Source organism: Micromonospora sp. Mcm103 (genome assembly GCF_024519755.1).
In the GTDB taxonomy this organism is placed as follows: Bacteria; Actinomycetota; Actinomycetes; order Mycobacteriales; family Micromonosporaceae; genus Micromonospora; species Micromonospora aurantiaca.
Map to the genome: position 1 here is coordinate 192,883 of NZ_JALJRJ010000005.1, position 23,634 is coordinate 216,516.

Genomic DNA, 23,634 nt, shown 5'->3' on the forward strand with positions numbered 1-23,634 from the left:
AGTCACCCGTTCAGGCGGTCGCGAGCAGTTGGTCCACCGGCGCGTAGTCATCGGTGAGCACCATCGCGTCGCCCACCCATGCGGTGACCGCCGCCTCGTCCATCAGCGAGGCCGGCTCCGGCAGCAGCTTCAGGCCGGGCGGGATCGCGGCGAGCGGCAGCGGCGCGTCCGAGGCGACGATCACGAAGTTGGCGCCCTGCTTCCCGTCGATCGCGCCGGGCGGGGCGATCAGCGCGACGTGCGCGAACTCGGCCTTCACGGTGGCCAGTTCAGCCCGGATGAACCGGCCCGGCGGGTAGTCGATGACGTTCTGCACGTAGATCCCGTCCGGGCGCAGCACCCGCCGGATGTCGGCGGCCATCTCCCGGGTCGCCAGGTGCCACGGCACCACCAGGTGGCCGAACGCGTCGCCGACGATGAAGTCGCGGCTGTCGGCCGGCTCGCCGCGCAGCAGCACCCGCGCGTCCCCCACCTCGGCGCGCATCCCCGATCCGGTACGCAGGCCCAGCTCCCGCCGGTCCAGCTCGACCAGGCCGCCGTCCAGCTCGAACACCAGGTTGTCGGTGCCGGGCCGGGTCGCGGCCAGGTAGTGCGGCACGGTGAAACCGCCGCCGCCCAGGTGCAGCGCGTCCATCGGCTGCTTCGCCGGCCGCGCCACGTCCGCGACCAGGCCGATCCACTGCGTGTACGCGTACTTCAGGTGGGTCGGTTCGCCCAGGTCGACGTACGAGTGCTCGGCCGAGTTGAGGTAGAGCGTGCGTCCCTGCGGCCACGACGGGTCCACCTCGACCCGGGCGCAGTGGTACGCGGTCTCCACGTCGCACGGGTTCGGCGCCGCCGCGGTGAGCCCGGCGGCGGCCAGACCGAGCAGCGCCAGCGCGGCCTTGACCCGGCCCGGCGCGGACAGCCCGCTCGGGCCGGCCTGCCGGCGCAGCCAGAAGCCGAGCGCCAGCCCGGTCACGCCGAGCACGGCGGCCAGCCCCAACACGATGACGGTGCTGGACAGCGCCGCCACCAGCACGAAGCCGGTGCCGAGCGTGGCGGTGATGCCGCCGAGCGTGCCGATGCCGGACAGCTTGCCCACCACCTGCCCGGTCCGGCGCAGGTCGGCGAGCTGGAGCTTCACCACGAGCGGGGTGATCCCGGCCAGCAGCGCGGCCGGCAGCAGCACGGTCAGCGCGGTCAGCAGGAGCACCGCGCTCGCCGCGCCGCCGCGCAGCGCCTCACCGGCGTACCTGACGATCGGCAGCGTGACCGCGGTGGCGATGCCGGCCAGCACCAGCGCCGGGGCGAGCAGGGTGCGCGGGTCACGCCGGTCGGCCAGCCACCCGCCGAACCACGCCCCGTACGCGATGGCGGCCAGCGCCATGCCGATCACCGAGCTGGTCACCTGGAGGGTCACCCCGACGTACGGGCCGACCAGGCGCAGCGACACGGTCTCCAGCACCAGCACGGCACCGCTGGAGAGGAAGACGAGGAACGCGGCGAGCCCGTTGGGCAGGGCCCGGGGCGGGACCGGGGCGTCGGCCACCGGTCCCGTGACGACGTCTGACGATGTGCTGCTCACCGTGGCGATGCTACGCAGCGCTCGCGGCGGGCCGGGTCAATACATCGAGATGTGAACATGGTTTGTGTGGTCCGCCGCCGGGCTGCCACCGCCGCTGTACGCGCGCCAACCGGTGTTCGGCATCCAGATTTGCCGATACCAGATGACGTACATGATGCCGAGCCGGTTCGCGTTGTTCTTCGCCCAGGCGGCGAGGCTGTCGCCGTACGCCTTGTCGCCGCCGGTGGCGGTCTTGTCCTCGAACCCGCCGCTGGCGGCGGAGAAGTCGCAGGCCCGGCCCTTGGGATGCTCGCCGCCGCCACCGCTGCGGTGACACGAGGCGTAGCGCTTGTAACCGGCCGCCTTGGCCTGCTGGAGCATGTGCAGCGTGCGCGGCGTGATGCAGCCGGACGCGGGCGTCGGGTCGTCCACCGAGCAGGACTCCGACGGCCACGAGCCGTCCGAGCTGCGCGGGGCGGGCTTCGCCGACGAGGAGGTCCCGTTGAAACCGGACCCGGCGCCGGAGCTGACCTTCGCCAGCGCCACCTCGGCGTCCTTCTTCTTGCGGGCCTGCACCGCGACCTGCTTGGCCTGCTCGCGCACCTCGGCGTCGATGGCGAGCTTCGCCTCGGCCGCCTGCGCCTTCGCGTCGGCCAGCTCCCGCAGCCGCTTGCTGTCCCGCTGGGCCATCACGTCCAGCTCGGCCGCGCGCTTGAGGAAGTCGTTCGGGTCGGCGCTGGCCAGCAGCATCGACGTCGCGGTCAGCCGGCCCATCCGGTACGACTGCGCGGCGACCTCACCGGCCTGCGCGCTGAGCCCGACGAGGCGTACCTCGACATCCTTGAGCTGGGCGGCGAGCGCCTTCTGCCGGCGCTTGGAGTTCTCCAGCTTGTTCTGGGCCTCGATGTGGCCCTTCGCCGCCGCCTCCAACGCCGCCCGCAGCTGCTTGCTGCCGCCCTCGTTCGGGGCGTTCGGGCTGGGTACGGCGGCGGCCGGGCCGGCGGCCACGCCGGAGCCGAGCAGCACGGCCACCGCGGCGAGCGCGGCGAGCAGCGACCGCCGGACGCGCCGGCCGGTAGGGCTGGTCCTGGGCACGTGTTGGTCCTTCCGTCGACCGCCGGCCCCCGTACACCGAGCGGCGTCTCCGCCGGCGCCGGACGGCGGCCTGCTGGCGGAGACCGCCGGTCACGATACCGGACCACGCGCGACGCGCCAGGCCGGCGACGGCGTACGGCGTCCGACATCGACGCAGCGTGCCGTGCCCGTCGCACAACGCCGCTCAACCGCCCAGCAGGGCGGCGCTCACCTCGTCCCAGATCTCCGGGCTCGACGCCACGAGCAGTCCCCGGCCGTCGTCGGCCGGGTGGTAGTCGGCGCCGTCGAACCGGCGGGCCACGCCACCGGCCTCGCGCACCAGCAACGTGCCGGGTGTGTGGTCCCACGGCAGGGTGCGCCAGAACAGCACGAACTGCTGCTCGCCGGTGAGCACGTCCAGGTATTCCCGGCCCGCGCAGTGCTGGCCGGGCAGCAGCTCACCGATGCGGCGTCCGCCCTCCTCCACCCGGCGGCGGAAGTCCGGCGGCAGGAACTTCGTCGCCGCGGTGCCGCGCAGCGCGCCCACCCGCGGCTCGGCCGGCGGCGCGCTCAGCGACGCCCCGTCCAGCTCGGTGCCGGCACCGAGCCGGCACGCCGCCATCGTGCCGTCGAGCGGGTCGTACACCCAGGAGGCCACCGGTACGCCGTCGGTGAGCAACGCCGCCATCAGCGCGAACGGCCGGCGACCGGCGGCGAAGTTGGAGGTGCCGTCGACCGGGTCGACGAGCCACACGTCGCCGCTGCCGCGCAGGTGCCGCAGCAGGTCCGGGTCCTCGGCGACGGCCTCCTCGCCGACCACCACCGAGCCGGGACGCAGCCGCCGCAGGCCCTCGGAGATGAGCACCTCGGCCTCGCGGTCGGCGACGGTGACCACCTCGCCCGGCGCCTTCTCGGAGATGTCGGACGCGTCGAGCCGGCGGAACAACGGCACGACGACCTTGGCCGCCGCCTCCTTCAGCAGCGCGCCGACGTCGTCCAGCAGCGGGTCAGCCACGCGGCGGCAGCTTGACCACGCTGACGAAGAACTCGTCGATCTGGCGGACCACCGAGATGAAGCGCTCGAAGTCCACCGGCTTGGTCACGTAGGCGTTGGCGTGCAGCTGGTAGCTGCGCAGGATGTCCTCGTCGGCCTGCGAGGTGGTGAGCACCACGACCGGGATGCGGCGCAGTTCCTCGTCCTTCTTGATCTCCTTGAGCACCTCCCGGCCGTCGCGGCGGGGCAGGTTCAGGTCGAGCAGGATCAGGTCGGGCGTCACCGCGTCCGCGTACCGGCCCTCGCGGCGCAGGTAGGCGAGCGCCTCGGCGCCGTCGGAGACGACGGTGAGGCGGTTGCGGAGCTTGTGCTCCTCGAACGCCTCCTGGGTCATCAGCACGTCGCCGGGGTCGTCCTCGACGAGCAGGACCTCGATCGGGCTCTTGCCGTCCGCGGGCGCGGTCATGCCACCGTCTCCTTCATGCCACCGTTTGTACCGTGTCGGTCCGCCTCCGCGGGCGGCTCTTCGCGTGCCTCGCCGTCCGGCTGCCGCCCGCCGTCCGCCGGGTCACCGTCGGCGCCCTCGGCGGCCGGCTCCGCGGCGTCCGTCGTGTCCTCGTCCGCCGCTGCCTCCGCCGCCTTGGCGGCCTCGATGTCGGCCTCCAGCGCGGGCAGCGTGAACCGGATGGTGGTGCCCTCGTCGGCGTCGGTGTCCACCCAGACCCGGCCGCCGTGATATTCCACGATCTTCTTGACGATGGCCAGTCCGATGCCGGTGCCCGGGTACGCGTCCTTGGAGTGCAGCCGCTGGAAGATCACGAAGATCTTGTCGGCGAACTCCGGCTCGATCCCGATGCCGTTGTCCCGGCAGCTGATCTCCCACTCGCCGTCCACCAGCCGCGCCGACACGTGCACCTTCGGCGGCACGTCGGGCCGGCGGAACTTCACCGAGTTGCTGACCAGGTTGACCAGCAGGTTCGTCAGCAGCGGTTCCTCGCCGCGGATGGTGGGCATCTCGCCCCAGGTCAGGTCCGCGTCGGCGTACTGCAGCGCCGCCTCGGTCTGCCCCGCCACGTCGCCCATCACCTTGTTCAGGTCGACCTCGGTGAAACCGGTGGTCAGCCGGCCGATCCGGGAGAACGCCAGCAGGTCGTTGATCAGCCGCTGCATGCGCTGCGCGCCGTCCACCGCGAACGCGATGTACTGGTCGGCCCGCTCGTCGAGCTGCCCGGCGTAGCGCCGCTGCAGCAGCTGGCAGAAGCTCGCCACCTTGCGCAGCGGCTCCTGGAGGTCGTGCGAGGCCACGTACGCGAACTGCTCCAGGTCACGGTTGGAGCGGGTCAGCTCCTCGGCCTGCTTCTGCAACTGGCCGTTCACCCACTCGATGCGCTCCCGCGCCTCGCGTACCTCGTCCAGCTCGCGGGCGATCTTCATCCGCATCTGGTCGATGTCGTCGGCGAGCCGGCGGAACTCCGGCGGGCCGGACCCCTCGATGCGGTGCCGGTAGTCGCCGTCGGCCACCTCGCGCACCTGGCCGACCAGGTCGGCCAGCGGGCGGATCAGGATCCGGTCCAGCGAGACCAGCATGACCACGCCGGCCGTCGTCACCACCAGCGCGGCGATGATCAGCAGCACGACCAGCGTGTTGCTCGTCGAGTTGACGCGCTCGGCGGTCTCCTGCCGGACGGTGAGGATCTCTTCCTGGAGCGTGTTCACCGACGTACGGATGCCGTCGAACTGCTGCCGCGTCGCGTCGGTGATCAGCGCCTGTCCGGCCGCGGGGCCGGCGCGTTCGACTGTGGTGATCACCGGCTCGGCCACCTGGGCCCGCCACTGCGCGGTCTCCTGCTCCACCAGTTCCAGCGACCGGCGCACGTCCGGGTAGTCGGCCGACAGGTTCCGGATCGAGGTGACCAGGCTCTGCTCGCGCTGCACACCCTCCCGGTAGGGCTCCAGGTCGCTGCGGTCGCCGTTCACCGCGTACCCGCGAACCGAGGTCTCCTGGTCGAGCAGCACGCTCATCAGCTCCTGCGCCTGCACGCGCAGCGGGCCGGTCTTGAGCAGCACCGCATCGATGTTCTGCCGGTTCTTCGCCGCGACCGCCGCCTCCGCGGCGGCCAGCCCGAGCAGCAGCACCACCACCACGCCGAGGAGCGCGACCACCCGCCGTCGCAGGGTCCACCCCTGCTGGTACGCCTTCACAGGTTCCTCCCCGTAGCCCTTCAACGACCACTACCGCGGGTCACCAGCAACATCGCCACGTCGTCGGCGAGCGGGCCGCCGTTTATCTGCTCGGCCCGCCCGACCAGCCAGGCGGGCAGCTCGGCCAGCGGCACCGCCCGGTTCGCCGGGTCGGCGAGCAGCCCGGTCAGACCCGGTACGTCGAGCCGTTCGTCGCCGCCGTCCACCCGGCCCTCGATCAGGCCGTCGGTGTACATCAGCAGCGACCAGTCGTCGGTGTCGAACTCCAGGTCGAAGGCGACCGGGCGGCGCGGGCGTACGCCCAGCAGCAACCCGCCCTTGGCCGGTACCGGCGCGACCTTCCCGCCGCTGAGCAGCAGCGGCGGCGGATGACCGGCGAGCCGTACGGTGGCCCGTGCCGACGCCAGGTCGAGCCGGGTGGTGGCCACCGTCGCGAAGATCTCCTGGAGGCGGCGCTCGCTCATCAGGACCTGCTCCAGCGCGGGCAGCACCTCGTCGTCCGGCACCCCGGCCAGCACCAGGGCCCGCCAGGCCACGCGCAGTTCGACGCCGAGCGCGGCCTCGTCCACGCCGTGCCCGCAGACGTCGCCGACGATGAAATCGATCCGGTCCGGCCGGGTCTGCACCACGTCGTAGAAGTCGCCGCCGATCAGCGCGGCGTGCCGGCCGGGCCGGTAGAACGTGTGCACCGACACCTCGTCGGTGGTCATCAGCGGCTGCGGCAGCAGGCCGCGTTCCAGGCGGGCGGACTCGGCCTGGCGCAGCTCCACCTCACGCAGCCGGCGGGCGTTCTCGTCGGCCCGCTTGCGCTCGACGGCGTACCGCAGCGCCCGGGTCAGCAGGACCCCGTCGACCTGGCCCTTGACCAGGTAGTCCTGCGCTCCCTCGGCGACCGCGACGATGCCCAGGTGCTCGTCCGAGCGGCCGGTCAGCACGCAGACCGCCGCGCCGCTGGCCATCTCCAGCACCCGGCGCAGCCCGTCCAGGCCCTGCGCGTCCGGCAGGCCCAGGTCGAGCAGGACGCAGTCCACGCCCATCACCCGCTGCCGGGCCTCGCTGAGGCTGGTGGCGACCAGCAGGTCGATCATCGAGTTGGTCTCGGCGAGAAGCTCACCGACCAGGAAGGCGTCGCCTTCGTCGTCCTCGACCAGCAGCACCCGCAGCCGCTCGCCCGGCGGTACGCCACCGTGCAGCCCCGCCCCGGCCGACGGCACGCGGACGGCACCCGACGCGCCGGCCGGCCGCACCGGTCGGGTCACCGCCGCGAGACGCGGGAGTTCGCTGGTGATGTCGGACTCCTTCCGAATGCCCTGCTGATCCTGGCTGACACAACGGTCCCACCCCGACAGCGGCACGGTCGACCCACGATGTTACGCCGGGAGCGCTGTCACGCCCGCAGCGCACCGACCGAGGACTGCCGCCGCGGCCCCCGGGGGTGCAGGATGATCCCACCCCGTTGATCCACCCCGAGGAGTCCCCGTGGGCGCACCCCCCACCCGCCCCGCCGACCGCGCGTTCAGCAGGCCCCGCCGCCGGCCGATCGCCGCCCTGGCCGCGCTCGTCGCGCTGCTCGCCGTCGGGGCGGGCGTCCTGGTCGGCCTCTCCACCCCGACACCACGTCCGGCGGACGCGCCCGCCGGCGACTTCAGCGCCGCCCGCGCCTTCCGCAACGTCGAGGTGATCGCGGCCGAGCCGCACGTGGCGGGCAGCGCCGCAAACGACCGGGTACGCGAGCACCTGGTGACGACGCTGCGCGGGCTGGGCCTTCAGACCGAGGTGCAGGACACGGTGGCGCCCGAGGCCGGGCAGCTGTCCGGCGCGGCGGGCGGGGCGACGCTGGCCCGGGTCCGCAACGTGGTGGCCCGGCTGCCCGGCACCGACCCGACCGGGAAGGTGTTCCTGGTCTCGCACTACGACTCGGTGCAGACCGGGCCGGGCGGCAACGACGACGCGGCCGGCACCGCCGCGATCCTGGAGGTGGCCCGGGCGCTGACCACCGGCCCGCGCCCCCGCAACGACATCGTCTTCGTGCTGACCGACGCGGAGGAGGCGTGCCTGTGCGGGGCCGCCGGGTTCGCCGCCTACCACCCGCTCGCCCGCGACGGCGGGGTGGTGCTCAACCTGGAGGCGCGCGGCTCCACCGGCCCAGTGATCATGTTCGAGACGTCCCGGGACAACGCGAAGCTGGTGGAGATCTTCGGCAAGGCCGCCCCGCACCCGGTGGGCACCTCGTTCGCGGTGGAGATCTACCGGGCGCTGCCGAACGACACCGACTTCACCGCCTTCCTCGACCGGAAGTTCGTCGGACTCAACTCCGCCTACATCGACGGCGGCGCGATCTACCACACCCCGCTGGACGTGCCGGCCCGGATGGACCGGGGCAGCCTCCAGATGCACGGTGACAACGCGCTCGGCCTGGCCCGCGAGTTCGGCCGTACCGACCTGGACGACCTGCGCGCCGGCCACGACGACACCTACTTCCCGGTGCTCGGCGGGCTGGTCCGCTACTCCGGCTGGCTGACGGTGCCGCTCGCCGTGGTCGCGCTGCTCGCCGTCGGCGCCCTCGGCTGGCTCCTGCGCATCCGGGGCCGGGCCACCGCCGGCACGCTCGCCGCCGGCTTCGGCCTGACCCTGGCGCCGATCGTCGTGGCCCCGCTCGGCGCGTGGCTGCTCTGGGCCGCGATCACCACGGTCCGGCCCGGGTACGCCGAACTGCTCGACCCGTACCGCCCGGTGGCGTACCGGCTCGCCGTCGTGGCGCTCGCCGCCGCGGTGCTGTTCTGCTGGTACGCGCTGCTGCGCCGCCGCGTCGGCCCGGCCGCGCTGGCGTTCGGCGGACTGGCTTGGCTGGCCGTGTTCGGTGTGCTGCTCGCCGTGGCGGTACCCGGCGGGGCGTACCTGACGACAGTGCCGGCGCTGGCCGGCGCGCTCGCCGGTTTCGCCGCGCTCGCCACCCGCCGCGACGGACCGTGGCCGGTGGTCGCGGTGACGCTCGCCGCCGCGGTGGCAGTGGTGATCCTGCTGCCTCCGGTGGTGCTGCTGTTCCCGGCGCTCGGCATGGGCATGGGCGCGGTAGCCGCGCTCGTCGCGGTGCTGCTCGGCCTCGCCGTACTCCCGGTGGTGGACCTGCTGCACCCACGGGCCGGCGGCCAGCGCGGCCTGCTCGCGCTGCGCGCACGCCGGCTCGGCGCGCTGCCCGCCGCGGCCGCCGCGCTGGCGGCGGTGGTGCTCACCGGGGTCGGCCTCGCAGTGGACCGCTTCGACGCCGCACATCCCGTGCCGACCCATCTGATGTACGCGCTGGACGCGGGCACCGGGAAGGCGGCGTGGCTGACTCGCGAGGAGAAGCCGCAGCCCTGGACCGACGGCTACGTCGACCGGAGCATCTCGCTGGCCGACGACTTCCCCGGGCTGGGCGACGGCGAGATGCGCGCCGGGCCGGCCACGGCCGCGCCGCTGCCCGCGCCGAAGCTGGAGACGCTCTCCGACACCCGCGACGGTGACCAGCGTGTGCTGCGGGTGCGGGTGGTGCCGCAGCGGCAGGTACGCCTGCTCACGCTGCACGTCGACACCAGCACCGCCACAGTGCGGTCCGCCACGGTGGCGGGGCGGAGCGTGCCGGTCGAGCCGGGCGACGGGAAGTGGGGATTCGGGATCGTGTTCCACGCACCGCCGCCGGAGGGCGTCGAGGTGACGCTGACGCTCGTGCCGCGCGGCGGTGCCGTGTCGGTGCGGGCGATGGACGCCAGTGACGGGCTGTCCTCCGTGCCCGGGTTCCGGCCCCGGCCGGAGGGTGTGGGCGTGGTCGGCTCGCACAGTTCGGAGATGCTGGCGGTGGCGCGCACGTACCCGCTCTGACCGCCGCTTGATCGACACCACCTGCTTGATCGGCACCACCTCGCCGAAGTGGCGGTATCCCCGCGCCGGGATACCGCCACTTCGGCGTACTGAAGTCGGCATGGTCCCGCGAGCGGGTCTGACAGCGTCGGTGGATCTCCCTAGCATCGGTGCCGTGGGATACAACGTGGAGCCGTCCGGCCGCCTGCACCTTCCCGAGGGCGACGAGGCGGCCGCTCTCGCCGCTGTCCGGGTCGCCTGCTCCCAGCGGGATGGCTGGTTCGACCCGGACCTGCCGCCCACGCCCGAGACGTTGACCGACATGGCGTGGGTGGGTGCCGCCACGTTCGTCCGCGACGGCGACTGGATCGAAGTCGGCCAAAGCCGGGACGACTTCAAGTGGTCGGGCCAGGCCATCGCCTTCTACGTCGCGCTGGCCCCGTTCGTACGCGCGGGAACCGTCCGGTTCGAGGGCGAGACGGGCGAACGCTGGTCCTACACCTACGCCGACGGCCGGATCACGCAGCAGGGATACAACGGCTGGGACGGCTCCACCGAGCTGGCCGGCTGAGGGCATGGACTTCTTCTGCTACCACCGGGACCGGCTCGGCTCGATGGCGTTGCGGAGTGACCTGGTCGCGGAGCACTGGGCCTACATGGACCGGTTCGCGGAGCAGATGATCGCGCGCGGCCCGACCCTTGCTGCCGACGGCTCGCCGACCGGGAGCGTGCACATCCTGAGCCTGCCCGGCCCCGCCGCCGCCCGGGCGTTCGCCTTCGACGAGCCCAACTACCAGGCCGGCGCGTACCGGGACGTGATGCTGCGGCGGTGGTGGAACATGCTGGGCCGCACCATGTGGGAGTTCACCGGGGGCCGGACGGGCGGCAACCGCTACCTGGTGCTCGGCCTCGGTCCGGAGCAGGGCGCCGGTCCGGTGCTGCCGCAGCGGCAGGACGAGTTGATCGCGTACGGGCCGCTGCTGTCCGACGACGGCGTGACGTGGGTGGGGACGGCGGCGCTGGTGCGGGCGACCGGGCCGGACGAGGCGCGCGCCGTGCTGTCCGCCGACCGGTACGCCGAGGTCGAGGTGCACAACTGGGTGTTCGGCGGACGCCCGGCGTAACCGGCTACTCGTGATCTCCCAACCGGGTCTCACGGTATTCCCTTATGTCGTAGGCGACGTGCGGCTCGGCGAACTGCACAGGCTCTGTCGGTGCGGCGAGGGCGGTTCGCCGACTGGGGCACGCCGCCAAGTGTCCACAGGTGGCTAGGCTGGCGACGTGCCAAGCGATCCGGAGTGTGTACGGCAGGCGTTGGCGATGTGGGACGGTTTCCCCGTTCACCGCGAGCCGCGTCCGATCGTGCTGACAGCGATGGGCGTCACAGCGCTCGACCGACTCATGGTGGACACCCAGTGGCGGGCGTCGTTCGACGCTCCCGGCGTTCCAGAGTCCGACCTGCCGCCGGAGCTCAGGCCGCACGCCGTCAAGTACTGCCGTGACGTGCAAACCGGGGCGCAGAGACCGCTGGCGAACATCATCCGCGGGGACGGGCCGTTCGCCACCGATCGAGGTGTCCGCGAACTCCCGGCGTGGATGATGTACCCCGAGGACCGGCGATGGCCGTTCATCGCCATGGACCCGGACTTCGAACGTCGGATGACATGGCGGCCCCCCGGTGTGGGCGCCATTCATCACGAGGAGGCCATGCTCGCGAACGATGGGCGCACTCTGACGTTCCGGTTCATCGGAACGCCCGCGCAATACGCCGACTACCCAGACGCCCTGGTGCATGAGACGGACACCGCGGTGCTCGTCGAACCGGTGGAGGTCACCCACGACGGGGACGGCATCCGACTGGACTACGCCGAGGATCGCGAGGTGGTGGTGCGCCTGGCCGCGCCGCTCGGCAACCGGGTCCTGGTCGGCATCGGGCACGGCCCCGGAACAACCACCTTCGGCTCCCCCATGACGGTGCTCACCGCGGCCTGATCGTGGGAGCAGACGCAGGCGGCGCTACTTCCACCGGAAGTGCACGAACAGGCGGCCGAAGTTCTTCGAGTCCTTCTCGACCCGGTGGTAGAGCTGCTTCACGTCCTTCTGGTCGAGGAAGCGCAGCACCTTCTTCTTGAGCGCGCCCGACCCCTTACCCGGGATGATCTCCACGAGCGTGGCCTTCTTCGCGACCGCCTCGTCCATGATCCCGCGCAGCGCACGATCGATGTCGTGGCCCTTGTTGTAGATGTCGTGGAGGTCGAGCTTGAGCTTCACGGTCCCATCCTAGGTACGCGGAAGGGCAGCCCGCCCGGGCTGCCCTTCCGCGTCATCGGTCAACGACCGACCTTGCCCTCCACCCGGCGCAGGGCGGTGGCGTAGTCGGTGTTCGTCGAGTACATCGCGGCCGCGATGCGCAGGTGCCGCAGCGCGTCCACCGGCCGGTTCATCCGCTCCAGCGTGCGGCCGAGCACGTGGTGCGCGTAGTGGTCGCTCGGGTCGCGGTCGACCAGCTCGCGCAGCTGCTCCTCGGCCCGGTTGAGCTGGGCCGACTGGAAGTACGCGCGGGCCAGCAGCTGCCGGACCGAGGAGTTGTCCGGCTCCGCCTCGATGATCGGTTCGAGCAGCCGGGCCGCTCCGGTCGGGTCACCCGCTTCGAAGAACATGGTCGCCCGCCGGTACTCCGCCAGAAGATCCACTCGACCCACCTCCTCGTGTCGCGCCAGGCCCTAGGTCCGACGCTGGCACAACACCGGCGCGAGCGCGAGTGTTCCTGCAGGGCGAAAGATCAGGTGGTCGGGTCGTACCGGCCGCCGACCAGGTCCCAGGCCCGGACACCGCCGACGATTCCGGCCGTGTTCGGGACGATCACCACGTCGTCGCCCATCCGGGCCACCTGCTCGGGCCGGATCAGCCGCGAGTTGCCGCCGCCGAGATACAGCCGGTCCCACCGGAACACCGGCCGCAGGCCGTCCACCACCTGCCGGATCCGCCGCGACCAGAACGCGTCGCCGAGCCGCCGCCGTTCCGGCTCGCCCACGTACGTGTCGTAGGTGGTGTTCCACCGCACCGGCGCGTGCGACAGCTCCAGGTGCGGCGCCAGCACCCCGCCGTCGAACAGCGCGCTGCCCAGCCCGGTGCCGAGCGTCAGCACCAGCTCGCAGCCGGTCCCGGCGACCACGCCCGCGCCGTGCACCTCGGCGTCGTTCAGCACCAGCGCCGGCACGCCGAACGCCTCGGCCAGCGCGGTGCGCGCGTCGTACCCGGACCACTCGGCCAGAAGCTCGGGGTCGACGCGGCTGCGCGGCCCGGAGCGGGTCACGTAGTGCGGCGTCGCCACCACGACGCCGTGCCGGATCATGCCGGGCATGCCGACGGTGAGCCGGTCCGCCGCGGGCAGGCGGGCGCCGAGATCCAGCAGCGTCTTGACGAACAAGGCCGGCGGCAGCGGGTACGGCGTGGGCACGCGCAACGGCCGTGCGCGCATGGTTCCGGCGGCATCCAGTACGGAGGCCTTGATCCCGCCACCACCACAGTCGATCGCCAGTGTGGTCACCACGGCTGTGAGTCTCCCTCAGACCGGCGCCGCCGCGAGCGCGGGTCACGGTAATCCGGATGCGCCCGCCGGTAGGCTCGGTCATCTGATGAGCGCCACGTTGATCGCCAAGGACCTCACCGCCGGCCACGGTGACCGCCTCCTCTTCGAAGACCTCGACCTCGTCGTCGCGCCCGGCGACGTGGTGGGGCTGGTCGGGGTCAACGGCGCGGGCAAGTCCACGCTGCTGCGTACCCTCGCCGGCCTTGTCCCCCGCGAGCAGGGCTCGGTCTCGCTCAGCCCGCCCACGGCGACCGTCGGCTACCTGCCGCAGGAGCCGGAGCGCCGGCCCGGCGAGACGGTCCGCGAGTTCCTGGCCCGGCGCACCGGGGTGAGTGCCGCGCAGGCCGCGCTTGATGCCGCCACCGAGGCGCTCACCGCCGGGGCGGCGGGCGCCGACGACGCGTACGCGAATGCTCTGGAACGCTGGCTCGACCTCGGCGGCGCGGATCTGGACGAGCGGGCCGCGCAGGTCGCCGCGGAGCTGGGTCTCGACGTGGGCCTGGACCATCCGATGACCGGTCTGTCCGGCGGGCAGGCCGCCCGCGCCGGGCTCGCGTCGCTGCTGCTCAGCCGGTACGACGTCTTCCTGCTCGACGAGCCCACCAACGACCTCGACCTGGCCGGGCTGGACCGGCTGGAACGCTTCGTCACCGGGCTGCGCGCCGGGACCGTGGTGGTCAGCCACGACCGGGAGTTCCTCACCCGCACCGTCACCCGGATCGTCGAGCTTGACCTGCACCAGCGGCAGGTCAAGCACTACGGCGGTGGCTACGCGGCCTATCTGGAGGAGCGGGAGGTGGCGCGCCGCCACGCCCGCGAGGAGTACGAGGAGTACGCCGACACGAAGGCCGACCTGGAGGCGCGTGCCCGCACCCAGCGGGCGTGGATGGAGAAGGGCGTCAAGAACGCCCGCCGCAAGGCCACCGACAACGACAAGATCGGCCGCAAGTACCGCGCCGAGTCGACCGAGAAGCAGGCCGCGAAGGCCAAGCAGACCGCCCGGCTGATCGAGCGGCTGGAGGTGGTCGACGAGCCGCGCAAGGAGTGGGAGCTGCGGATGGAGATCGCCGCCGCGCCCCGCGCCGGCGCCGTCGTGGCCTCGCTCCGAGGAGCGGTGGTACGCCGTGGCGGCTTCACGCTCGGCCCGGTGGACCTGCAGATCGACTGGGCCGACCGGGTGGCGATCACCGGGGCGAACGGCTCCGGCAAGAGCACCCTGCTCGCCGCGCTGCTCGGCCGGCTGCCGCTGGACGAGGGGCACGCCGCGCTCGGCCCGGGTGTGGTGGTCGGCGAGGTCGACCAGGCCCGGGGACTGTTCCTCGGCGACCAGCCGCTGCTCGACGCGTTCGGTGCCGCCGTACCCGATCTGGCCCCGGCGGACGTGCGGACGCTGCTGGCGAAGTTCGGGCTGCGCGCCGAGCATGTGCTGCGGCCGGCGGCGACGCTGTCCCCCGGCGAGCGGACCCGGGCCGCGCTGGCCCTGCTCCAGGGGCGTGGCGTCAACCTGCTGGTGCTCGACGAGCCGACGAACCACCTCGACCTGGCCGCGATCGAGCAGTTGGAGTCGGCGCTGGCGAGCTACCCGGGAACGCTGCTGCTGGTGACCCACGATCGGCGGATGCTCGACGCGGTGAGCGTGAACCGGCGGCTGCGCGTGGCGGACGGACGGATCGCCGAACACTGATCCGTGCCGACCGGCGCGCGCGGGTCCACAATGAGCGCATGCTCAAGTGGGAGTACGCGCTGCTGGTCCGCCGCCGCCAGGCCGCCGCCACCGACGCCGGGTGGGAGGTCGTCTTCATCTGGTACGGCCCGGACGGCTCCATGATCGACGTGACGCCGTACGGCGACACCGCGCTGGCCCACCTGAACCGGGCCGGTGACCAGGGCTGGGAACTGGTCGCGATGAGCGAGGACCCGTCGCTGCCGGGCAACAACGAGTTGCACCGCTACCACCTCAAGCGCCCGAAGGCAGCGGCTGCCCAGCCGCGCCAGCGCATGCGAGGCTCCCGCGCAGTCCGCCGCACCCTCTCCCCCTGACCGCCCTCTCCCCCGCCATCGCCCTCACCCTCACCCCCGCCCTCACCCTCACCCTCACCCTCACCCCGCTGATCTTGCAGTTGCGGCCCCTTTCCTGCACCTTTCGCGAGGTTTGCCCGGGCCACAACTCCATGATCGACGAGGCGCAGCCCAGACTCCCGCCATCGCCGCGCACAACCCGACCCGAGACCGGCGGTGATCAAGGAGTTTGGGTCCATCCACGCCGCGGGCGCCAGCACAAACTCCTTGATCAGCGCCGCAGCCCGAGTCGCGGGAGATCTTGGAAGGAAAGTGCCCCCATAGGGGCCGAAATCTTCCAAGATCTCAGGCACGCGTCGGTGATCAAGGAGTTTGTGTCCTCGAGGGCGTCGTCCGGGGACACAAAGTCCTTGATCACGGGCGACAGGCGGGGCGGACGGAGGGCTGGGGGGCGCGGGCCGGGCGGGGCCGACGCGGGCGGGGCGCGGCTGAGCGGGGGCCGGGGCGGACGGGGGCGGGCTGGCGGGGTATATCGGGGCGAATCGGGGGTAACGGGCCGCCGGAGGTGGCGCATGGTGGCGATGGGGCAGACCGCGCTCTCGGGTGAGCGACTCCGGCAGACCGACGGCTTCCTCGCCGAGGCGTGGGCCGACATGGTCCGGCACGACGAGCGGCTGCGCGGAACGGCTGTCGAGGTGCGCTTCGACCGGGGGGTCGCGCACCTGACCGGCGAGGTCGCCGACCCGGAGCAGCTACGGCTGGTACGGGAGCTGATCGGCCGGCTGTCCAGCGTACTCGGGGTCTGGTGCCGGGTCACAGTGGCCGGGCAGGCGCCGGTCGTGGTCGACCTGGGCTGCGGCGCGACCAAGCAGTGGCCGGGCAACCTGGGGCTGGACATCTATCCGGCGCCGGGGGTGAACGCGGTCGCCAACCTGGCCGGCTCGCTGCCGCTGCGCGACGAGTCGGTGGACGTGTTCTTCGCGGTGCACATCGTCGAGCACCTGATCGACTTCCTGCCGTTGTTCGACGAGTGCCACCGGGTGCTGCGTCCCGGCGGGGTGCTGCACGTGATGAGCCCCTGGTGGCGGCACGTCAACGCGGTGGCCGACCCGACCCACGTACGCCTGCTCGACGTGCAGACGTTCAAGGGCATCTGCGGCCAGCGTCCGCCTGGTACGCCGCGCTGGTATCCGCTGCACGTCGGCTGCGACGGCGCCTCGATCTTCGCCGACCTGACCCCCCTGCCGCCGGACGCCCCCGCCCCACCCTCTTCCCACCTGGCCCGCTTCTTCGACTGAAGCCGCGCCGACCGCCCCAGGGACCACCCCGTCGATCATGAAGTTGACGGCACTCAAGGAGATCGACTTCGCCGTCAACTTCATGATCGACGGGGCAAGAGGGGCAAGCGGGGCACGAGGGGGCGGGTTAGGCGGACTCGCGGAGGGCCACGTGGTGGGGGGCCACCAGCTCGCGCGGTGGGGAGTCGCGGTCTTGGCCCAGGCGGCCCGCCAGGAGCTCTACCGCGAGGCGGGCGATGCGCTCCTTGTCGGGGGCGACCGTGGTCAGCGTCGGGATCGAGAAGCGGCCGTCCTCGATGTCGTCGAAGCCGGCCACCGCGACGTCCTCGGGCACGCGCAGGCCCATCTCGTGCAGGGCACGCAGCGCACCGAGCGCGAGCGTGTCGTTGAAGCAGAAGACGGCGTCGGGGCGTACCCCCGTGGTGAGCAGGTGCCGCATGGCGGCGGCGCCGTCCGCGCGGTGCCAGGCCGGCGCGGGCGCCACCAGGCGGTCGTCGTAGGCGATGCCGGCCTCGGTCAGCGCGGCGGTGTAGCCGGCCAGGCGGAGCCGGGCGCTGGCGCCCTCGGGGGTGCACTGGGAGCCGATCGCGGCGATCCGGCGGCGGCCGAGCCCGATCAGGTGGGCGGTGATCTCGCGGGCAGCGGCCACGTTGTCGATCATGACGTGGTCGGCGGAGCCGTGGTCGACGCGTTCGCCGAGCAGCACCATGGGCAGGCCGGCCAGCGCGGCGAGGTCGTCGGCGGTGAGCGCGAGCGGGCTCAGGATCAGGCCGTCGATCATGTGGTCGCCGATCCCGCTGGCGGCCTTGCGCTCCTGCTCGGACCGGCCGCCGGTCTGGTCGATCAGCACCGTCCAGCCGTGGTCGGCGGCGGCGGTGACGACGTGCCGGGCCAGCTCGGCGAAGTAGGGGATGTCCAGTTCGGGTACGGCCAGCGCGATCACCCCGGTGCGCCCCTTGCGCAGGTTGCGGGCCGACAGGTTGGGCCGGTAGTTGAGCGCGGCGATGGCTTCCTCGACGCGGGCCCGGGTGTCGGCGCGCACGTGCTGGTAGCCGTTGACGACGTTGGAGACGGTCTTCACCGACACTCCGGCGCGCTCCGCGACGTCCTTGAGCCTGTGCCGCACTGCACTCCCTTCCGGTGAACGCTGGCCGCACTGTACCGCGCCACGACGACGCGACTGCCTCTTTACACGGGCGCTTACAACGTTGTACAAACCACTGACAGCGGAGTGACAGCGGTCACCCGCACCAGCAGCGAGGGAGAGGTTGGCATCGTGCCGAACGCGCAGCTCACGATCGACCCGGCGTTCCGGGTCGCGCCGGCGGACCGCCGGATCTTCGGTTCCTTCGTCGAGCACATGGGCCGCTGCGTCTACGGCGGGGTGTACGAACCGGGCCACCCCACAGCCGATCGGCGAGGGCTGCGGCGCGACGTGCTGGACCTGACCCGTGAGCTGGGCGTCTCAGTGGTCCGCTACCCGGGCGGCAACTTCGTCTCCAGCTACCGCTGGGAGGACGGCATCGGCCCCGTCGGCGACCGCCCGCGCCGGCTCGACCTGGCCTGGAAGACCATCGAGACAAACGAGTTCGGGCTCGACGAGTTCATGACCTGGGCGGCCGAGGCCGGGATCGAGCCGATGATGGCGGTCAACCTCGGCACCCGCGGCGTGACCGAGGCGCTCGACCTGCTGGAGTACACCAACCACCCGGGCGGCACCCGACTGTCCGACCTGCGCCGCAAGCACGGCGCCGAACAGCCGTACGGGGTGCGGCTGTGGTGCCTCGGCAACGAGATGGACGGACCGTGGCAGGTCGGGCACAAGACCGCCGACGAGTACGGCCGCCTCGCCGCCGAGACCGCCCGCGCGATGAAGATGATCGACCCGTCGATCAGCCTGGTCGCCTGCGGCAGCTCCGGCCGGGGCATGCCCACGTTCGCCGCGTGGGAGGCGACGGTGCTGGAGCACACCTACGAGCACGTCGACTACATCTCCGCCCACACCTACTACGACCCCTCCGACGGCGACCGGGCCAGCCTGCTCGCCTCCGCCGTCGACATGGACGCCTTCATCACCGAGGTCGTCGCCACCGCTGACTACGTGGGCGCCAAGCTGCGGCAGAAGCGCAAGCTGAAGATCTCCTTCGACGAGTGGAACGTCTGGTACCAGTCCCGCCTCCAGTCCGACCTGGACCGGCGCGGCTGGGTCGAGGCGCCGGCGCTGATCGAGGACGCTTACACGGCCGTCGACGCGGTGGTGGTGGGCGACCTGCTGATCACCCTGCTCCGGCACGCCGACCGCATCGGCGTGGCGTGCCAGGCGCAGCTCGCCAACGTGATCGCCCCGATCCGTACCCGCAACGGCGGTCCGGCCTGGCGGCAGAGCATCTTCCACCCGTTCGCGCTGACCGCCCGGTACGCCCGCGGCACCGTGCTGCGGACCGAGCCCACCGGCCCCACCTACGAGACCCGGCGGTACGGCGACGTGCCCGCGCTGGACACCGTCGCCGTGCACGACGAGGAGACCGGCGCGCTGGCCGTCTTCGCGGTCAACCGCAGCTCGCAGGACGTCCCGCTCGACCTGTACCTGCGCGGCCTGCCCGGCCTGCGGGCCGAGGCGCACACCACGGTGGCGGCCGGAACCGACCCGGACGCCACGAACACCGAAGCGGACCCGGAGCGGGTCACGCCCCGGGACCTCACCACTCCCACCGTCGACGGCGGCCGGGTCTCCGTGCTGCTGCCGGCCACCTCCTGGAACCTGCTGCGCTTCGTTCCGGCGTAAGGAAGGGCCCCTTGTTAACGCCTCCGGTAGGAGAAGGGCCCCTTCTTAACGCCGGGCGTTAAGAAGGGGCCCTTCCTTCGGGGCCCGCCTCAGGGGGTGGGGGCGGGCTCGGGGGTGTCCGAGTGCTCGTGACGGGCGAGCCGGTTCTTGCGGTGGCCGTACCCGAAGTAGATGACCGCGCCGATCAGCATCCAGGCGAGGAACCGCAGCCAGGTCTCCACCGACAGGTTCAGGCTCAGGTAGAGGCACGCCACCGCGGTGACGATCGGCAGCACCGGCGAGAACGGCACCTTGAACGGCCGCTCCAGCTCGGGGCGGCGCTTGCGCAGGATCGGCACCGCGATCGCGACCAGCGTGAACGCGCAGAGCGCGCCGATGCTGACCAGGTCGGCAAGCGCGGACAGCGGCAGGAAACCGGCGAGCAGCGCCACCGCGATCGTCATGATCCCGGCGATCCGGTACGGCGTGCCCCAGCGCGGATGCACCTTCGCGATGGCGGGCGGGATGAGCCCGTCGCGGGCGATGGCGAAGCCGATCCGGCCCATGGCCACCAGGTCGACCAGGATCACGCTGGTGAGCCCGGCGACGGCGGCGATGGAGACGAGCACCGCGGCCCAGCCGGCGCCGACCGCCCGGAACGCGGACGCGATCGGCGCGCCCTCGTCGATCTCGGTGTACTTGACCATGCCGACCACGACCAGCGAGACGCCGATGTAGAGCACCGTCGAGATGAGCAGCGTGCCGAGCAGACCCAGCGGCAGGTCCCGCTTGGGCTTGCGGGTCTCCTCACCCAGGTTCGCCACGGCCTCGAACCCGGTGTACGCGAAGAACACCACGGCGGCGGCGGTGAGCACCCCGACGAAGCCGAAGACGGAGGGTTCCAGCCCGAAGATGGCCTGGGTGACCGGTTGCTTGATGCCGTCGTCCCCGGCACCGGCCGGCTCGGCGGACGGGATGAACGGGCTGAGGTTGGCCGCCTTGACGAAGAACAGCCCGGCGATGATGACGAAGGCGCAGATCGCCACCTTGACCAGCACCAGCAGGTTGGTGACCCGGGCCGACTCGCGGATGCCGACGATGGCGACCACACCGAGCACCAGCACGATGCCGATCGCGCCGAGGTTCACGACGCTGCCCTCTTCGGCGAACCAGGCGCTGGGCAGGCCGAACAGGTCGGCGAGGTAGCCGGACCAGCCGCGGGCCACCACCGCCGCGCCGAGCGCGAACTCCAGCAGCAGGTCCCAGCCGATGATCCAGGCGACGATCTCGCCCATCGTCGCGTACGCGTAGGTGTAGGCGCTGCCGGCGGTCGGCACGCTGCTGGCGAGTTCGGCGTAGCAGAGCGCGGCGAGCAGCGCGACCAGGCCGGCGATGCCGAACGAGATCACCACGCCCGGCCCGGCGCTGTTGCGCGCCTCGACGCCGGTGAGCGTGAAGATGCCGGTGCCGATCACGATGCCGATGCCGAAGCCCATCAGGTCGACCGCGCCGAGCCGGCGCCGCAGGCCCGGTTTGCCGTCCTCGCCGTCGGCGTCGCCCTGGGCGAGCACGTCGCCGATCGGCTTGGTCCGCAGGACCGACATCTGATCACCTCCCCCGCCGTGTGGCCGCCACGGTGGCGGTCTGTGACCGGGCTAGCTACCCAGCCGTTTTCCGCTCCAATCCCGCACCGCAGGTCTCGGAATCGTCACGATCCGGCCGAGTCGGACGGCGCGGGACATCGATCACCGGTCGGGGTCTTGCGCCGGGCACGGATAGATGAAAGTTTTCTACCGGCGGCATGGATGGCACGGCGAATCTTGCCGTACGCTCCGCCGCCGACCGTCCCCCCGGACCCGACGAAGGGACCGCACCGCATGAAGGCAACTCGGCTCGGAGCCGCCGCGCTGGCCGCGGCGCTGCTCGGCACGCTGGTCGCCGGCACGCCGGCGCAGGCCGCCCCCGGCGACATCGGCACCGCCACTTCCCCCTCCACCGACTGCGTCACCGATCCGGCCACCCCCAAGCGCCAGTTCCGGGCCATGTGGATCGCCTCGGTTACGAACATCGACTGGCCCAGCAAGGACTCCTGGACCGCGCCGGACCAGGTGGCCAAGCAGAAGGCCGAATACCTGGCCTGGCTCGACCTGGCCCAGAAGCTCAACCACAACGCCGTCGTGGTCCAGGTCCGCCCGACCGCCGACGCGTTCTGGCCCTCGCCGTACGAGCCGTGGTCGGAGTACCTGACCGGCGTACGCGGCAAGAACCCCGGCTGGGACCCGCTGGCTTTCCTCGTCGACGAGTCGCACAAGCGCAACCTGGAGTTCCACGCCTGGTTCAACCCGTACCGCGTCTCCATGCCCGCCCCCGGCGGCGCCGGCGCCGACCTGTCGCAACTGGCCCCGGACAGCCCGGCCCGCCAGCACCCCGACTGGGTCTTCGCCTACCCGCCGGCCGGCGTGGCCGGCAGCCGGCTCTACTACAACCCCGGCGTCCCCGAGGTCCGCGAGTTCGTCCAGACCGCGATGATGGACGCGGTCAAGCGGTACGACATCGACGGCGTGCACTTCGACGACTACTTCTACCCGTACCCGAGCGGCACCCACCAGGTGCCCGACGACGCCACGTTCGCGGCGCACAACAGGGGCTTCACGGACAAGGCCGACTGGCGGCGGGACAACATCAACCTGCTGATCCAGGAGATGAACGCCAAGATCAAGGCGGTCAAGCCGTATGTGAAGTTCGGCGTCAGCCCGTTCGGCATCTGGCGCAACGCGTCGGCCGACCCGAACGGTTCGGACACCACCGGCTCGCAGTCGTACGACATCATCTCCGCCGACTCCCGCAAGTGGGTCAAGGAGGAGTGGATCGACTACATCGTGCCGCAGCTCTACTGGTACATCGGCCAGTACCCGGCCGCCGACTACGCCCGGCTGGTGCCGTGGTGGGCCGAGCAGGTGCGCGGCACCGACGTCCAGCTCTACATCGGCCAGGCCGACTACAAGAGCGGCGACCCGGCGTACGGGTCGTTCTGGATGAACCCGCAGGAGCTGTCGAACCACCTGACGCTCAACCGGTCGTACCCGGAGGTGCTCGGCAACGTGCACTTCTCCGCGGTGCAGGTGCGGGCCAACCGGCTCGGCGCCACCGACATCTACGCGGCCGAGCACTACTCCCGCCCGGCGCTGGTGCCCACCATGACGCACCTGCCGCGCAAGCCGCTGCTGTTCCCGGTGGTCACCAAGGCCCAGCGGGAGGCGGACGGGGTACGCCTGAGCTGGCGTCAGCCGGCCGACGGCAAGGGCCCGCTCGGCACCGCCGCGTCGTACGCGATCTACCGGTTCGACGGGCACGGCCTGGCCGGGCGCTGCGACTTCGCGGACGCCTCGCACCTGGTCGGCACCGTCCGGGCCACCGACGGCGCCGTGCAGTCCTGGGTGGACACGACGGCGGCCGACGGCGCCCGGTACACGTACTACGTGACCGCGCTGGACCGGCTGGCGAACGAGAGCCCGGCGAGCCCGCCGCGCTTCGTCCGCTGATTCACCCCGAATGCCCCCGGGCCGCCTCGACGGCCCGGGGGCATTCGTCTGTTCAGGCGGATGTCAGCGAGCCGCTCCCCGAGGCATCGCCCCAGCTCACCCCTTTGATCGACACTTGTCGACATCCGGAGATCCCGGCCACCACCCCCGGAGGTTCCCGTGTCCCGTCGACTCGCCACCACCCTCGCCGCCGGCGCACTCGCCCTGCTCACCCTGCTCGGCCTGGCCACACCGGCCGCCGCCGCGGTGAGCACCCAGCAGAAGCTGTCCGTCCTCACCAGTTGGACGCAGACCAGCGCGTCCAGCTACAACGCCTGGAACAGCGCCCGGCAGAACCGGGCACCCTGGACCGAGTACGGCTTCGACTGGTCCACCGACTACTGCTCGTCCAGCCCGGACAACCCGATCGGGTTCAACTTCAAGCTCTCCTGCTACCGGCACGACTTCGGCTACCGCAACCACAAGGCGATGGGCGTCTTCTCGTCCAGCAAGTCCCGTCTGGACAGCGCCTTCTACGCGGATCTCAAGCGGGTCTGCGCCACGTACAACGCGGTGGTCCGGCCCGCCTGCTACAGCCTCGCCTGGACGTACTACCAGGCGGTGAGCGTCTTCGGCTCGGTCGCCGCGGTGTCGCAGGCCGACCTCGACCGCGCCGCCCGGATGAAGGCCGACGCCCAGCGCCGCGCCGCCGCGCCCGCCTGACGCACCGCACGGGGAGTCCGCCACCGAGCGGGCTCCCCGCCGCGCTCAGCCGGTCGACCCGCCG

The 23,634-nt window shown here is 72.2% G+C and carries 21 protein-coding genes; 10 read left to right on the forward strand and 11 right to left on the reverse strand.

Going from position 1 to position 23,634, the window contains the following annotated elements; genetic code table 11:
* Positions 1 to 10 precede the first annotated feature (10 nt).
* The 6 genes from OC439_RS09975 to OC439_RS10000 all read right to left on the reverse strand — a co-directional run bounded on the left by OC439_RS09975 (position 11) and on the right by OC439_RS10000 (position 7,075).
* Positions 11 to 1,567, reverse strand: a complete 1,557-nt coding sequence (locus OC439_RS09975; RefSeq protein ID WP_262013144.1) for a fused MFS/spermidine synthase — start codon at positions 1,565 to 1,567, stop codon at positions 11 to 13.
* 36 nt (positions 1,568 to 1,603) lie between these two features.
* Complete coding sequence (locus OC439_RS09980; protein WP_262013145.1) at positions 1,604 to 2,641, reverse strand: coiled-coil domain-containing protein; 1,038 nt, start codon at positions 2,639 to 2,641, stop codon at positions 1,604 to 1,606.
* A 184-nt stretch (positions 2,642 to 2,825) separates the two neighbouring features.
* Positions 2,826 to 3,635: an inositol monophosphatase family protein gene (locus tag OC439_RS09985; protein ID WP_194801486.1), complete on the reverse strand. Its 810-nt coding sequence runs from the start codon at positions 3,633 to 3,635 to the stop codon at positions 2,826 to 2,828.
* Positions 3,628 to 4,080, reverse strand: coding sequence for a response regulator (locus OC439_RS09990; RefSeq protein WP_194801487.1), 453 nt, complete (start codon positions 4,078 to 4,080; stop codon positions 3,628 to 3,630). Before OC439_RS09990 ends, OC439_RS09985 begins: the two co-directional genes overlap by 8 nt.
* Positions 4,077 to 5,816: a sensor histidine kinase gene (locus OC439_RS09995; protein ID WP_262013146.1), complete on the reverse strand. Its 1,740-nt coding sequence runs from the start codon at positions 5,814 to 5,816 to the stop codon at positions 4,077 to 4,079. Before OC439_RS09995 ends, OC439_RS09990 begins: the two co-directional genes overlap by 4 nt.
* A 20-nt stretch (positions 5,817 to 5,836) precedes the next feature.
* On the reverse strand, positions 5,837 to 7,075 hold the full coding sequence (locus OC439_RS10000; RefSeq protein WP_262013147.1) for a PP2C family protein-serine/threonine phosphatase: 1,239 nt from the start codon (positions 7,073 to 7,075) through the stop codon (positions 5,837 to 5,839).
* Positions 7,076 to 7,295: 220 nt separating this feature from the next.
* Between OC439_RS10000 and OC439_RS10005 the strand changes: the two genes are divergently transcribed.
* The 4 genes from OC439_RS10005 (at position 7,296) to OC439_RS10020 (ending at position 11,645) form a co-directional block, all read left to right on the forward strand.
* Complete coding sequence (locus OC439_RS10005; protein ID WP_262013148.1) at positions 7,296 to 9,674, forward strand: M28 family peptidase; 2,379 nt, start codon at positions 7,296 to 7,298, stop codon at positions 9,672 to 9,674.
* 154 nt (positions 9,675 to 9,828) lie between these two features.
* On the forward strand, positions 9,829 to 10,224 hold the full coding sequence (locus OC439_RS10010; RefSeq protein ID WP_262013149.1) for a hypothetical protein: 396 nt from the start codon (positions 9,829 to 9,831) through the stop codon (positions 10,222 to 10,224).
* A gap of 4 nt (positions 10,225 to 10,228) precedes the next feature.
* The gene (locus OC439_RS10015) at positions 10,229 to 10,777 is read left to right on the forward strand and encodes a YciI family protein (RefSeq protein WP_262013150.1); all 549 of its coding nucleotides are present in this window, start codon (positions 10,229 to 10,231) and stop codon (positions 10,775 to 10,777) included.
* Between the two features lie 157 nt (positions 10,778 to 10,934).
* Complete coding sequence (locus tag OC439_RS10020; protein ID WP_262013151.1) at positions 10,935 to 11,645, forward strand: hypothetical protein; 711 nt, start codon at positions 10,935 to 10,937, stop codon at positions 11,643 to 11,645.
* 24 nt (positions 11,646 to 11,669) lie between these two features.
* Here OC439_RS10020 and OC439_RS10025 read toward each other — a convergent pair whose 3' ends face one another.
* The 3 genes from OC439_RS10025 to OC439_RS10035 form a co-directional block, all read right to left on the reverse strand.
* Entirely contained in the window at positions 11,670 to 11,924 is a 255-nt protein-coding gene (locus OC439_RS10025) for a Smr/MutS family protein (RefSeq protein WP_013288724.1), read from the reverse strand.
* Positions 11,925 to 11,983: 59 nt separating this feature from the next.
* A complete protein-coding gene (locus OC439_RS10030) occupies positions 11,984 to 12,346 on the reverse strand; it encodes a tetratricopeptide repeat protein (RefSeq protein WP_018787684.1) in 363 nt (120 codons plus the stop codon).
* 89 nt (positions 12,347 to 12,435) lie between these two features.
* The gene (locus OC439_RS10035) at positions 12,436 to 13,206 is read right to left on the reverse strand and encodes an ROK family protein (protein WP_262013152.1); all 771 of its coding nucleotides are present in this window, start codon (positions 13,204 to 13,206) and stop codon (positions 12,436 to 12,438) included.
* Between the two features lie 85 nt (positions 13,207 to 13,291).
* On the opposite strand from OC439_RS10035, the gene OC439_RS10040 reads away from it, so the two are divergent.
* From OC439_RS10040 to OC439_RS10050, 3 genes are all read left to right on the forward strand, one after another.
* Entirely contained in the window at positions 13,292 to 14,929 is a 1,638-nt protein-coding gene (locus OC439_RS10040) for an ABC-F family ATP-binding cassette domain-containing protein (protein WP_262013153.1), read from the forward strand.
* A gap of 38 nt (positions 14,930 to 14,967) precedes the next feature.
* Positions 14,968 to 15,285, forward strand: a complete 318-nt coding sequence (locus OC439_RS10045; protein ID WP_262013154.1) for a hypothetical protein — start codon at positions 14,968 to 14,970, stop codon at positions 15,283 to 15,285.
* Positions 15,286 to 15,836: 551 nt separating this feature from the next.
* Positions 15,837 to 16,562 carry a methyltransferase domain-containing protein gene (locus tag OC439_RS10050; protein ID WP_262013155.1) on the forward strand — a complete coding sequence of 242 codons (726 nt, stop codon included), beginning with the start codon at positions 15,837 to 15,839 and terminating at the stop codon, positions 16,560 to 16,562.
* 127 nt (positions 16,563 to 16,689) lie between these two features.
* Here OC439_RS10050 and OC439_RS10055 read toward each other — a convergent pair whose 3' ends face one another.
* Complete coding sequence (locus OC439_RS10055; protein ID WP_262013156.1) at positions 16,690 to 17,688, reverse strand: LacI family DNA-binding transcriptional regulator; 999 nt, start codon at positions 17,686 to 17,688, stop codon at positions 16,690 to 16,692.
* A 150-nt stretch (positions 17,689 to 17,838) separates the two neighbouring features.
* On the opposite strand from OC439_RS10055, the gene OC439_RS10060 reads away from it, so the two are divergent.
* The gene (locus tag OC439_RS10060; RefSeq protein ID WP_262013157.1) at positions 17,839 to 19,347 is read left to right on the forward strand and encodes an alpha-N-arabinofuranosidase; all 1,509 of its coding nucleotides are present in this window, start codon (positions 17,839 to 17,841) and stop codon (positions 19,345 to 19,347) included.
* An 89-nt stretch (positions 19,348 to 19,436) separates the two neighbouring features.
* On the opposite strand, the gene OC439_RS10065 is transcribed toward OC439_RS10060, so the two are convergent.
* Positions 19,437 to 20,930, reverse strand: a complete 1,494-nt coding sequence (locus OC439_RS10065) for an amino acid permease (RefSeq protein ID WP_262013158.1) — start codon at positions 20,928 to 20,930, stop codon at positions 19,437 to 19,439.
* A 273-nt stretch (positions 20,931 to 21,203) separates the two neighbouring features.
* On the opposite strand from OC439_RS10065, the gene OC439_RS10070 reads away from it, so the two are divergent.
* Entirely contained in the window at positions 21,204 to 22,868 is a 1,665-nt protein-coding gene (locus OC439_RS10070; protein WP_262013159.1) for a glycoside hydrolase family 10 protein, read from the forward strand.
* A gap of 159 nt (positions 22,869 to 23,027) precedes the next feature.
* Positions 23,028 to 23,570, forward strand: coding sequence for a phospholipase (locus OC439_RS10075; RefSeq protein WP_262013160.1), 543 nt, complete (start codon positions 23,028 to 23,030; stop codon positions 23,568 to 23,570).
* Positions 23,571 to 23,634 lie beyond the last annotated feature (64 nt).

Bases quoted from the DNA above. Each gene is read 5' to 3' on its own strand.
- OC439_RS10045 (WP_262013154.1), top strand. From the start codon at position 14,968: ATGCTCAAGTGGGAGTACGCGCTGCTGGTCCGCCGCCGCCAGGCCGCC.
- OC439_RS09990 (WP_194801487.1), bottom strand. From the start codon at position 4,080: ATGACCGCGCCCGCGGACGGCAAGAGCCCGATCGAGGTCCTGCTCGTC.
- OC439_RS10050 (WP_262013155.1), top strand. From the start codon at position 15,837: ATGGTGGCGATGGGGCAGACCGCGCTCTCGGGTGAGCGACTCCGGCAG.
- OC439_RS10015 (WP_262013150.1), top strand. From the start codon at position 10,229: ATGGACTTCTTCTGCTACCACCGGGACCGGCTCGGCTCGATGGCGTTG.
- OC439_RS10070 (WP_262013159.1), top strand. From the start codon at position 21,204: ATGAAGGCAACTCGGCTCGGAGCCGCCGCGCTGGCCGCGGCGCTGCTC.
- OC439_RS10040 (WP_262013153.1), top strand. From the start codon at position 13,292: ATGAGCGCCACGTTGATCGCCAAGGACCTCACCGCCGGCCACGGTGAC.
- OC439_RS10065 (WP_262013158.1), bottom strand. From the start codon at position 20,930: ATGTCGGTCCTGCGGACCAAGCCGATCGGCGACGTGCTCGCCCAGGGC.